General features: G+C 42.3%; 11 protein-coding genes. 10 read left to right on the top strand and 1 reads right to left on the bottom strand.

The window, feature by feature from the left end; genetic code table 11:
* Positions 1-497: 497 nt before the first annotated feature.
* Genes RCJ95_RS21770 through RCJ95_RS21725 form a run of 10 tightly spaced genes read left to right on the top strand, consistent with a single transcriptional unit; the run spans position 498 to position 11407 of the window.
* Positions 498-1730 (top strand): M20 family metallopeptidase, encoded by a 1233-nt coding sequence (locus tag RCJ95_RS21770; RefSeq protein ID WP_221680752.1) that lies wholly within the window; start codon positions 498-500, stop codon positions 1728-1730.
* Positions 1727-2815, top strand: a complete 1089-nt coding sequence (locus tag RCJ95_RS21765) for a tartrate dehydrogenase (protein ID WP_221680753.1) — start codon at positions 1727-1729, stop codon at positions 2813-2815. Before RCJ95_RS21770 ends, RCJ95_RS21765 begins: the two co-directional genes overlap by 4 nt.
* Before the next feature lies 1 nt (position 2816).
* Entirely contained in the window at positions 2817-3563 is a 747-nt protein-coding gene (locus RCJ95_RS21760; protein WP_257521807.1) for an SDR family NAD(P)-dependent oxidoreductase, read from the top strand.
* Positions 3564-3573: 10 nt separating this feature from the next.
* Positions 3574-5028, top strand: coding sequence for an aldehyde dehydrogenase family protein (locus tag RCJ95_RS21755; protein WP_446722781.1), 1455 nt, complete (start codon positions 3574-3576; stop codon positions 5026-5028).
* Between the two features lie 15 nt (positions 5029-5043).
* Positions 5044-6078, top strand: coding sequence for an ABC transporter ATP-binding protein (locus tag RCJ95_RS21750; RefSeq protein WP_446722780.1), 1035 nt, complete (start codon positions 5044-5046; stop codon positions 6076-6078).
* A complete protein-coding gene (locus RCJ95_RS21745; protein WP_274772572.1) occupies positions 6047-7060 on the top strand; it encodes an ABC transporter ATP-binding protein in 1014 nt (337 codons plus the stop codon). Before RCJ95_RS21750 ends, RCJ95_RS21745 begins: the two co-directional genes overlap by 32 nt.
* Before the next feature lie 3 nt (positions 7061-7063).
* Positions 7064-8035 carry a P1 family peptidase gene (locus RCJ95_RS21740; protein ID WP_446722779.1) on the top strand — a complete coding sequence of 324 codons (972 nt, stop codon included), beginning with the start codon at positions 7064-7066 and terminating at the stop codon, positions 8033-8035.
* A 17-nt stretch (positions 8036-8052) separates the two neighbouring features.
* Entirely contained in the window at positions 8053-9609 is a 1557-nt protein-coding gene (locus RCJ95_RS21735) for an ABC transporter substrate-binding protein (RefSeq protein ID WP_221680759.1), read from the top strand.
* Positions 9610-9625: 16 nt separating this feature from the next.
* Positions 9626-10567 carry an ABC transporter permease gene (locus RCJ95_RS21730; RefSeq protein WP_009374228.1) on the top strand — a complete coding sequence of 314 codons (942 nt, stop codon included), beginning with the start codon at positions 9626-9628 and terminating at the stop codon, positions 10565-10567.
* 12 nt (positions 10568-10579) lie between these two features.
* Complete coding sequence (locus tag RCJ95_RS21725; protein WP_446722778.1) at positions 10580-11407, top strand: ABC transporter permease; 828 nt, start codon at positions 10580-10582, stop codon at positions 11405-11407.
* Here the strand turns inward: RCJ95_RS21725 and RCJ95_RS21720 are convergent.
* On the bottom strand, positions 11396-13033 hold the full coding sequence (locus tag RCJ95_RS21720) for a PucR family transcriptional regulator (protein WP_257521811.1): 1638 nt from the start codon (positions 13031-13033) through the stop codon (positions 11396-11398). The genes RCJ95_RS21725 and RCJ95_RS21720 overlap by 12 nt on opposite strands.
* Positions 13034-13037 lie beyond the last annotated feature (4 nt).

Below are 13037 nucleotides of genomic sequence, written 5' to 3'. Positions count from 1 at the left end.
CTCACAAGGTCTTTCATGGGGAATGGTTACGCTAGAAACCATTCTCCATGAAAGAGCAGAGCAACCGAAGGGCGGTAGCCAAAAACCTCTCTTATTTTAGTGTCCGTTTTATTGACAGAAGTACCAACCTGCTCTAAAAAGAGATGAAACCGCTCCAAAGAAGTGAGAATCCGCTCTCAAAGGAGAGAAAGCCGCTCCAAAGTACCAAAAACTCTTTCTCCAAATTAAAGAAATCCCGCTCAAAAAAAGTGTTGCTCTCTTCCAAACTAAAAATCTCTAACCACATCAAAATCAAAATCAATACTCTCTTTCATTCGTTGGATTGATCGAAAAACCGCGTAAAACAGAAAAAAATGTTATTTTCTAGTGATTTATTGCTAAACAAAAAGTTAAAGGCGCTCTTTGAATCATTAACATATTGTCTAGTTTCATAGAGAAAGGACAATGTTAAAATAACATAAATTCAGAATATTCTTTAAAAATAGGAGGTCCTTTGCATGACAGTAACTAGTTTAAAGACAACAGAATCGTATGTGCGAGATCGTGAGACGGTCATTGCCCTAACACAGAAGCTCGTGCGCATTGAAAGCGTTTACCGTGAGAACGATCCGAAGGGCAATGAGCAAGAGGTGGCAACTTTTGTAGCGGCGTATTTACGAGATATTGGGATCGAGACGCATATCGAGGAGGTTGTGCCGGGGCGACCGAATGTCATTGGCATTATTGATTCGGGTAAGCCTGGGAAAACATTACTTTTCGAAGGACATACAGATGTGGTGACAGAGGGCAATCGAGAGGCTTGGGCCTACGATCCATTTGGTGCAGAAATCATTGATGGGCGTATGTATGGCAGGGGAACGAATGATACAAAAGGGAATCTTGCTTGTATGATTACAGCTTGTCAGTCATTGCTACTAGATCAAGAGGCGTTTACGGGCAAAATTATTTTATGTATTCCTTGTGATGAAGAAGGGCTTATGCTGGGCATTAAACATTTTATTAAAAATGGCTGGGCTGATGGTGTGGATGGTGCGATTATCTGTGAGCCACAGGAAAATAATGTGTGTATTGCACAACGTGGGGCTATTCGTTTACAGGTAGATATTTTCGGTAAAATGGCGCATGGTGCGATTTCGTGGAGTGGCATCAATCCTAACTGGCGTATGGCACGTTTCATCGTAGAGCTTGAAAAGCTGGAAAAAGAGGAGCAAGCACGATTAGGGCGTGATCCAATGCTGAATTGGCCATCTATTACACCTACGATTTTACGTGCGCCTGTAAAAGGCGATGCACAAATCAATGTCATTCCGGATCATTGTATGACAACACTCGATATTCGCACGGTGCCTGCGCAGGATCATGATGAACTGCTGAGTAAGATTGAAGCGATTATTAAACGATTACAAGCAGATGACCCTGATTTCAAAGCTGAACTGACGGTTCTTGATAACCGACCTGCAACAGCAACAGCGAAGGAAGACCCCGTTGTACAGGCTATATATGAGGCTGTGGCAGAGGTAACAGAAAAGGAACCAAAATATAACGGTGTTCCAGGCGCGACAGATGGCACGTTTCTTCATGTGCATGGTATTCCAATTGTAACAGTTGGGGCAGGAGATCGAGAAATCCCTCATCAAATCAATGAGTATGTGGATATTGAAGAATTGGCAGAAACAACGGCAATTTACCGTTTAGCAGCATTAAAATTTTTGGCGGGTGATGCACAATGACGGCGATCAAAATAGCAGTAATACCAGGAGATGGCATAGGAAAAGAGGTTATGCAGGAAGCGTTAAAAGTTTTAAATTGTTTGCAAGAACAACATAGCTCCTTACAAATTGAAACAACCATCTTTCCTTGGAGCTCCGATTACTACGTGCAGCATGGCTGTATGATGCCTAATGATGCACTGACAACACTTCAAACATATGATGCGATTTTATTTGGAGCTATTGGCGATGCTCGTGTGCCCGATGATGTGACCGTTTGGGAATTGATTATGCCGATTCGGAAACAGTTCCAGCAATATGTGAATTTCCGTCCTATTAAATCACTGCCAGGGATCGCGTCTCCGTTGGCTAACGGCAAAGAAATTGACTTTGTGATCTTCCGTGAAAATGCAGAGGGTGAATATTCGGACAGTGGTGGTCGACTGTACCAACAGCAGCCGCAGGAAATGACGATTCAAAATACCATCATGACACGAATGGGGATTGAAAAAATTGTCCATGCTGCCTGTGATTATGCGAAGCAACACGGTAAAACCAAAATAACAAGTGCGACAAAATCAAATGCCATTATTCATTCAATGAAATTCTGGGACGAGCATACAAGCAAAACGGTGGCTCAAAGTTCACCAGCACTACAGCTCGAATCCATTTATATTGATGCACTCGTTGCTTATTTCGTAGAACGACCACAGGATTTTGAGGTGGTGGTGGCGTCCAATTTGTTTGGCGATATTTTATCTGATTTAGGCTCTGCCATTGTCGGAGGACTTGGCCTGTCTCCATCAGCCAACCTGAATCCAGAAAAGGATTTTCCATCGATGTTTGAGCCTGTTCATGGCTCAGCACCAGATATTGCAGGCAAGGGCATTGCCAATCCAATTGCTCAAATTTGGTCGCTTGCCCTACTGCTTGGCCATCAAGGCAGACCAGATTTAGAACAGCTCATTGTTAAAGCTATTACAGCTGTGCTGCAAGAAGGCGTTGTGAAAACAGCAGATATTGGTGGACAAGCGACAACAGCACAAATGGGCGATGCGATTTGTCAGGAAATTATTAATAGAACTTTAACAGCAGGAGGTGTTTAGCATGGCAGTTGAGCAAAAGGTGATTGTGGTTACTGGTGCAGGAGGCGGTATGGGAAAGGCCATTATTCAAGAGCAATTAAAGCAGGGCAATCGAGTTGTTGGACTTGATCTATCAATAGACGCCTTATCAGATATTGCACAGGATGCCCTTCAATGCTTTGAAGTCAATGTGTTACAGGAGGAACGTGTGCAAGACATCTGCCAACAGGTTTTTGATAAGTATGGCAGAATAGATGGTCTTGTTAATGCACTGGGAATTGCCCAGTCAGCTACACCGATTGAAGAGGTCACAATGGATGAATGGAATCGATTAATGGATGTTAATGTGAAAAGTTTATTTATCACGACAAAAGCAGTTGCCCCTTTTATGAAAAAACAGCAAATGGGCTCTATTATTACAATTGCCTCGATTTCAGCAGTGCGGCCAAGGCCGGGCTTACAGGCTTATATTGCATCCAAGGGTGCAGCAGAGAGCTTTACGAGAGGACTAGCAATTGAACTAGCATCTAGTCAAATTCGGGTTAATACGATTCATCCAGGACCAGCAGACACACAAATGCTTGGTCAATTCGCCGCACAAGGTGCAGATGTAGAGCAGACGAAGCAAAGTGTCTTTGTGCAATCTGTGCCATTAGGACGATTAGTGAAGCCAGCAGATATAGCAGGAGCTGTTAGTTATTTACTCTCAGATGCAGCAAGCATGGTCACAGGGACGACATTACATGTAGATGGTGGCCGTGGATTATAGGAGGGGTATAATGAAAAAAATTCCTATGTTGATAGATGGTGAGTGGGTTCACGGTGATGCACAGACATACCTCGATGTTAAGAATCCCTCAACAGGTGAAGTGATTGCACAAATTGGCAACGCAAGTAAAGAACATGTAGAAGAGGCAGTGCGTGCAGCACGAGTAGCCTTTGAACGAGAGGACTGGCGTCAATGGAAAGCCTATGAACGTGGGCAGTTATTGATCGAATTTGCTCATTATATTCGTAAGCATGCAGAGGAATGGAGTTTACTAGAATGTCGGGATGTAGGAAAGCCCTTATCACAGGCAAGAGCAGATATTGAAGCAGCGGCTCGCTATTTTGAATTTTATGGTGGTGCAGCGGATAAGGTGATGGGAGATACCATTCCAATTGAGGATGGGCTATTAAATGCAGTAGTGCTAGAGCCAGTGGGCATTACGGTACATATTGTGCCATGGAATTATCCGATTCAAATTACGGCAAGAAGTGTAGCAGCCGCTATAGCAACTGGTAATGCAGTCATTGTGAAAAGTGCGGAGGATACACCACTAACAACACATGCCATTGCACAATGGTTCGCCGATAAGTTGCCGAAAGGGATTTTTCAGCATATTACAGGCTTGGGACGAGAAGTTGGTCCTTATTTAACTTCACATCCCGATATTAATCATATTACGTTTACAGGTTCTGTTCCCACAGGAATTGCGGTGATGAAGGCGGCTGCAGAAAATGTTGTGCCTGTGACATTAGAGCTTGGTGGTAAATCTCCTAATATTGTTTTTGCGGATGCTAACATGGAGCAGGCATTAGAGGGAGTCGTACGTGCGATTATCCAAAATGCTGGACAAACTTGTTCAGCAGGGGCACGTTTACTCATTGAGGAACGAATAAAAGAGTCCTTCATTTCCCGATTAGCACAAAGGTTCCAAGCGATCCAAGTAGGACCAGGTGAGGCAGATATGGAGATGGGACCGTTACTGAATGAACAACAATATACGAAAATCACTGCATTATTACAGCAAGCAAAGGTAGATGGCTATGTTGTGACAGGTGGGGAACCATTGACATTGGCAGGCCATGAGAATGGTTTTTATGTTCAGCCAACTATACTTGATGGTGTTGATCCAAATGATCCATTAGCTCAGGAGGAAATTTTTGGTCCAGTGTTAACCGTCTTGACATTTTCCACTGTAGAGGAGGCCATCGCATTAGCCAATAGTACGGACTATGGCCTAGTGGCAGGCATTTGGTCACAAAATATCGATACGGCTCATTATGTGGCAAGTCGTGTGCAGGCTGGCCAAGTATTTGTCAATAATTATGGGGCTGCTGGAGGCATTCAAATGCCATTTGGCGGCTATAAAAAAAGTGGAATTGGTCGAGAGAAGGGCTTTGTTGCACTGCGAAACTATACGCAAATGAAAAATATCGCTATACGCTATGCACCACCTAATCAACACTGAGATGGAGGGACGCATATGGAACAGCCAAAAGAAAAAGATGTACTTTTAGAGGTCAATCACTTATCAATTAAATTCCATTTAAAAAATGGCAAAGAGGCAAAAGTTGTGGAAGATGTGAATTTTACTATTCATAAAGGAGAAACCGTTGCACTGGTTGGTGAATCGGGAAGTGGCAAAAGTATTACATCCTTAGCCATTATGCGGTTGCTGCCTATACCTCCAGGAGAAATTACGTCAGGTTCTATCACTTTAAATGGTAAAAATCTACTTACCTATAAAAATAAAGAAATGAGCCGTATTCGAGGCAATGAAATTAGTATGATTTTTCAAGAGCCCATGACCTCTTTAGATCCCGTTTTTACGATTGGCAATCAAATGATTGAAGGCATACGAAGACACCAAAAGGTATCGAAAAAAGAGGCATGGAATAAAGCGCTACAGCTTTTAAAAGAAGTCGGGATTGCGAATGCAGAAAAGGTCATCACCGAATATCCTCACCAACTCTCAGGTGGGATGCGACAACGAGTCATGATTGCCATTGCGATGTCGAATAATCCGCAGCTATTGATTGCGGATGAGCCAACTACGGCACTTGATGTCACGGTTCAGGCACAGATTTTAAAGCTGATGCTAAAAATGAAGGAAGAGCATCGATCAGCCATTTTATTCATTACCCATGATATGAGCGTTGTTGCAGAGACAGTTGACCGCGTTATGGTGATGTATGCGGGACAGATTGTCGAGGAAGCCCCAGTAAGAGAGCTCTTTTTAAATCCACAGCATCCTTATACAACAGCGCTTTTAAAGACGATGCCAAGCCTTGAAACAGATGTCAAAAGGCTACCATCGATTCCTGGTACAGTGCCACCTGCGTATGCATTACCTGACGGCTGTCGCTTTGCGCCACGTTGTCCCCATGCGCTGGCACATTGTCATCAGGAGCAACCTGCTGTTCATCACATTCAAGAGGCACATAAGGTACGCTGTCATTTATTCACGGAGAAAGGAGAGCTGGCTCATGACGGAGAAAGAAGTTTTGCTGGAAATTAATCATTTAAAAGCCTACTTTCCTGTGAAACGTAAGTCGATGAAGGAAGAGAAAAAGGTCATTAAAGCGGTGGATGATATTTCGATTGAGATTTATAGAGGGGAAACGCTTGGTATTGTTGGCGAATCAGGCTCAGGAAAATCCACCTTTGGGCGAACAATTTTGAAGCTCGTTGAACCAACAGCAGGGGAAGTGTTGTATAAAGGACAGCCCATCCAGCATTTAAAGGGGAATAAGCTGCAAAGTTATCGTAATCAAATGCAAATGATTTTTCAGGATCCCTTTGCCTCCCTCAACCCACGGATGCGAATCGGCTCTATTATCGAAGAACCGATGAAGCTGCAATTAACCTTGACGAAGGAGCAACGCAAAGAGCGTGTGAAGGAGCTATTACAAAAGGTAGGGCTACCTGAGGATGCCATGCATAAGTTTCCACATGAATTTTCTGGTGGGCAGCGGCAGCGTATTGGGATTGCACGGGCATTAGCGATTCATCCAGAATTCATTATTGCCGATGAGCCCGTTTCAGCACTGGATGTGTCGGTGCAATCACAAGTGCTCAATCTCATGATGGATTTACAGGATGAATTTCAATTAACCTATTTATTTATCTCACATGATTTAAGCGTTGTGAAGCATATTAGTGACCGTGTGGCAGTGCTGTATTTAGGCAGAGTAGTGGAGATTGGGACAAAGAAGGAGCTATATGCCAATCCGTTACATCCCTATACACAAGCATTACTATCTGCAATACCAGTTGTGAATTTTGATGAGCCTAAGCAAGAAATACTTTTACAGGGTGAGTTACCAAGTCCGATGAATCCACCTGTTGGCTGTGTCTTTCATACACGTTGCCCGTATGTGATGGAAAGATGCCATCAGGAGAGACCGAAGCTTCACGATGAAAATGATCAACAACGAGTAGCCTGTTTTTTATATAAAGAAAAATCAGAAAATTGCAATTATTTAACAAGTGAGGTGTGAAGAATGTTTGGCAATATAACGGATGTGCCAGGTGTTAAGGTAGGACATCGCGAGAATAAAGAGGGCATCACAGGCTGTACGGCGCTATTAGTGGAAAACGGAGCGGTGTGTGGAGTGGATGTTCGGGGTTCTGCACCAGGTACTCGTGAAACAGATGCGTTAGATCCCATCAATGAAATTGACCGAGTCCATGCCATTTGTTTAGCTGGGGGTAGTGCTTTTGGGTTAGATGCTGCTACAGGCGTCATGCAATTTTTAGAGGAGCAAGGGATTGGGGTAGATGCAGGAGTAGCGAAAATACCGATTGTACCAGGTGCTGTACTCTTTGACTTGTTTATCGGTGATCCACATGCACGACCTACTGCACTTATGGGCTATGAAGCGGCACAAGCGGCACAAGTCGGTTCATTTCCAAACGGCAATGTAGGCGCAGGCTACGGAGCAACTGTAGGCAAATTAGCTGGTCCAGCATTTGCAATGAAGGGTGGGCTTGGTAGTGCTTCCTATGCGTGGAAAGATGGTCTTGTAGTAGGTGCTATCGTGGCTGTCAATGCAGTTGGAGATGTCAAGGACCCCACAACGAGGCAAATTTTAGCTGGAGCAAGAGATACACATTCTGGTCAATGGGTGGATTGCTGTGCCTATTTAGAGCAACATGCACAATCAGAGGCTTTAGCGGGTACTAATACCACCATTGGTGTTGTGGCAATGAACGCCAAGCTAACGAAGGCGGAGGCTAAAAAGATTGCGCAGCTTACGCAAAATGCCTTAGCACGCACGATTTATCCTGTTCATACGATGCTGGATGGCGATACGATTTTTGTGCTTGGTACAGGGGATCAATCCTATGCACTTGATTATTTAGGCCAGCTAGCGACAAAGGTGATGGAGGAAGCGATTCTGGCTGGCATTAAAGCCGCTGAACGATTGGCGGATGTTGAGAGTTATACAAGCATTCAAAAGACAAGCACTTAAAAAAAGGGGGAACAGCCATGCAATGGAAAAAAAGCGGATTGATACTACTAACACTGTTAGTGGCAATCGTTATGGCAGCGTGTTCAAGTGATGGAGAGAAAACTACGACTACTTCAGGTACTACAGATGGTCAAACGGCAACAGATGTTCCACAGGAAATTGTTGTACGTGTGAATGATGATCCAGATTTTTTAGATCCACATAAGGCGACAGCATCCATTTCGTATCAAATGATTCTAAATATCTTTGAAGGGCTAATGGCTCCTGAAACAGATGGCTCCTTAAAAGAGGGACTTGCTGAAAGCTATGAAATCTCTGAGGATGGCTTAACCTATACGTTTAAAATTCGCCAAGGTGTGAAGTTTCATAATGGTGATGATTTAACGATGGAGGATATTCAATATTCCTTTGACCGTTTAATGGGGAAAAATGGTGGGGAAAAAATGTCCAATAGCTTTGATAACGTAGCATCTACAGAGGCGCCTGATGCAAGTACATTTGTGATCAAGCTAAAAGAGCCAAATTCAAATTTCTTGTATTCCTTAACAGGGAGACAATCAGCTATTATTCCAAAGAGCAATGATGGGAAGCATAATGAAAATCCAATTGGTACAGGTCCATTTGCCTTTGTGAAATATGCACCAGGTACAAATTTAGAACTTAAGAAAAATGAACAGTACTGGCAAGAAGGATTGCCTTATTTGAATAAAGTAACCTTTGCCTTCCAATCAGATGATCAGGCAGCCATTATGAGCTTGATGGCAAACGAAGTAGATTTAACGAGTGTTCCTTGGCACCGTGTGAGCGAGGTAGAGGGAAGCTATAGTTTATCACACCAAAATAATAACTCTTCTCTTATTGTTACATTTAACGAAACAAAGGCACCATTTGATAATGTGAAGGTTCGTCAAGCAATCAATTACGCCATTAGTAAAGCCGATATTATTGACTCCGTGTTTGCAGGCTATGCTGTGCCACTTGGCTCTAATATGAGTCCAGCGATGGGTGATTTCCAAAAGAAGGGTTTAGAAAGCATGTATGAGCGAGATGTGGAAAAAGCGAAGGCGCTATTAGCGGAAGCGGGCTATCCTGATGGCTTTAAAACTAAAATTACCGTCTCTTCACACAATGATATTTACTCAAATATTGCACAAATTGTCGTAGCTAATCTACAAGAGATCGGAATTGATGTAGAAATTGAAGTAGTGGAATGGGGAATTTGGCTAGATCGCGTTTACTTTGGTCGTGACTATGCAATGACAACGATTGATTTAACGGGTCGTGCATCTGCTTTTGAAGTGTTGAATGATTACATTTCTACAAATGATAGTGAAAACTTCTTCTTATTTAAAAATGAAGAATACGACAAAATTATGGCTGATGTTTTAAAGGAAACCGACCAAGCCAAGCAAATAGAGTACTATCATCGTGCACAGGAAATATTAGCTGAGCAGGCGACAGCAGTATACATTGCGGATTATCAAATTGTTTGGGGATCTGACAAACAGGTGACGGGGCTCAAGAGCTATCCATTCTGGTTCCACGATATGTCAGAGGTCAAGTTTTCAAACTAGAAAGGGATGAGTGCTTATGATGTATATCCTACGTCGAATCATCCTGTTAATAACAACCATCCTTCTAGTATCCATTATTACATTTGGTGTTTTTCAAATTTTACCTGGTGATCCAGTTCGCACAATGCTAGGGACAGAGGCGGATCCCACTCAAATTGAAAATTTACGATCTGAGCTTGGCTTGGATCGTCCTCTTTATGAACAATATGTGGATTGGATGAAGGGCTTATTGACAGGGCAATTAGGGAATTCCATTCGATTTTCCATGCCAGTAAAAGAACTATTATTTGATCGACTTCCTGTCACCATGTCATTAGCAGGACTCACCCTTATCATTGTCTTAATCATCTCTTTACCTTTAGGGATGTTTGCAGCAAGAAGACAAAATAAATTAAGTGATGTGTCATTATCGACAGTAACCCAAATCGGTATGGCAGTGCCATCCTTTTGGCTAGGGATGATGCTTATTCTTTACATTGGCTTACAGTTCAGCTTCTTTAAAATTAGTGGCTATATACCTTGGACACAAAGTGTAGCAGGGGCGCTTAGTACGCTAATACTTCCAGCTTTAACCATTGCGATTCCACAAATTGCGGTGAATTTTCGTTATGTTCGTACAGCCATTTTGGAGCAGGTCCAGCTCGATTATGTCCGCACGATTCGCAGTAAAGGGATGTCTGAACAAAATGTAATGTATAAGCATGTATTGAAAAATTCCATGATTCCGATATTGACGGTTTTTGGGTTGATTATGGCAGAAGTTGTAGCAGGGACGATTATTGTGGAGCAGGTGTTTTCATTGCCAGGGATCGGTCAGTTATTGATTACGGCTATCAGTAATCGTGATTTTCCACTCGTACAAGGGATCGTTATGTATATTACAGTAGCTGTTGTCATGATTAATTTTATCGTCGATGTTTTATATTCTGTGTTGGACCCGAGAATTCGATTACGTTAAGAGGTGACTACTATGAAACAATTACAGCGCTATACTAAAAAAATCAATATAGTCATTGGTCTCCTCGTCATTGTTGGCTTTCTGCTCGTCATGATTGTTAGCTTTTTTTATACACCCCATGATGTCAACGCGATGAATATACCTGAAAAATTGCGTGGTCCAGGTGGTGCCTATATGTTTGGAACAGATGAATTTGGGCGAGATATTTTTAGTCGCATTATGAAGGGGACACAAACAGCCTTTGCCGTGGGTCTATTAACGGTTGCGATTGGAACGATATTTGGTATTCTCATAGGCGGAATTGCAGGCTATGTTGGTGGCTGGGTCGATGAAATATTTATGCGCACGATGGACGCTTTAATGGCCTTTCCAGGAATCATCTTAGCATTAATGCTTGTAGCGGTATTCGGCCCAGGAATAACGAATACAGCGATAGCGCTTGGAATTATCGCGATACCTGCTATTGCGAGGATTGCCCGCAGTGGCTTTGTGCAACAACGTGACTCGGAATATGTGCTAGCAGCGAAGTTAATTGGTGTTAAGCCTTATAGCATCATGTTCCGTCATATTTTGCCAAACATTTCGTCGCAAATTATTGTTGCAGCAACCGTGACTTTTGCGACAGCAATGTTAGCCGAGGCAGCACTGAGCTATTTAGGGCTTGGCGTACAGCCACCAAACCCTAGCTGGGGTAGAATGTTAAAAGATTCACAAGCCTATTTAATCGGTGCCCCTTGGTATACGTATGCCCCTGGGGGAGCCATTACGATTCTTGTTCTAGGCTTATATATGCTCAGTAATGCTTTACGAGATTTTATGGACCCGCGTTCAAAATCGTAATAGATCAGGTGCTGTCTTTTGCAACAGTTCATATGCCTTAACAGCCATCTCAATATTGAGGCGATGAGGAGCTTGTAAAAAATCAGCACCTAGTATACTTTCTAATCGTTCTATTCGTTTGTAAAGTGTTTGACGGACAATAAACAGCTGTTCTGCTGTATCATTTTTAGCCCCATTACAGGTCAGATAAACAGCCAAGGTTTGAAATAAATCATGGCTACTTTTTTGATCTAATACTAAAATTTCCTGTAAATAATCTTTTACAAATTGTAGGAGGGCTGTTTGATCTTGCTGTAATAACAATCGATAAACACCTAAATCTTTATAATAGATGGAGCTCGTTAATTGATGATGCTGCATTTGGATGGCTGATTTGGCTTCCTTATAGCCCAGATGAACACTTTCGATCGATTGATAGACATTGCTAATACCACAGCTAAGGGTAAGTTGCTCAAAAAATTGTGCTGCTTTTCTTGCAATAATTTGTGAAATCGCTTGATCAAAAGCGTCGCGATTGTCTTTCATATAATCTGCAGCAATGAAAAAGGCTAAAATAATTATCTCGTGCTGTCTTACTGAAACAGTAGGGAAAAATCCAAGCTTTTTCAGGATCGAACGAACATACATGGCATTTTGGAGCTGGATTTCCTGCCATTCTTCTTCAGGCACAGTATTGGCTTCATCATGGAGATTGAACACAACGACTCGGTAAAATAAATTACGACTTTCGATTGGTAAATAGCTTTGATAGTATTGAATATCTACTGGCTGACCTTGAATTAAGGCTAGTATGAATTCATCTTCACGGCTTTGTTGTCGCTCCTGAAGCATGCGGTTACGCATTAAAATATGGGCAATCGACATAGTTGCTCGTTCAAGATTTAACAAGGTGTAATCACTCTGCTTTGGCAGTTCAGAATGCATACATAAATAGCCCCACACTTGTCCAAGCCCATTAACAGGAATAATGACAAAATGGTCTTTTCCCAAGGATAGAAGGTGCAAGGGCTCTTGTAGTTCTAACTGCTGACAATGCTCCTCCATGACACGTAAGTATTTTTTAGCCTCCATAGGATAATAAAAGCTTTTTGTATCTTCTGAAACAAATAGAAAGGGAGCATTTGTATCTTGATGGAGCACTTGTAATATTTTCAAAATACCATTTGGCATTAATGATAATTCCATAAAGGTTTTGGATAGTGTATCTAGCTGTGTAAGTGCCTGCTGGTGTTGATTAATTATGTACGTGTGCAAATCTTGCGTAATATCGATAAATCGTACAATTTCTTCAAAGATGATGATAGGGAAATGATGGGCATTTGCCATGGCAATCAATTCTACGGGAACATGGTCAAAATAATCGCCAATTTCTATACAAAGACCAGCTGCCTCATTACGAATAAGGTTTTGTAAGTAGGCGATTTGTGTTTCTCGTTCTAGCTGTAAACCGACACCCGTGGTTAATATTAATTCACCACCATTGATTAATGTTTCAAAATCTTTAATTTCTAATATATGTGTCCACAATACTTGGCGATCAAGACCATGCTGCCCTGCAATAAGCTTCGCCGATTCAAAATGCTTGCGCTTGAGGACATCACGTACGAGTAGAGGATGTTTCGACATCAAT

Source organism: Lysinibacillus sp. BSL11, assembly GCF_052928325.1.
Note: the sequence above shows the minus strand (reverse complement) of the source record. Positions and strands in the feature narration are given on the sequence as shown.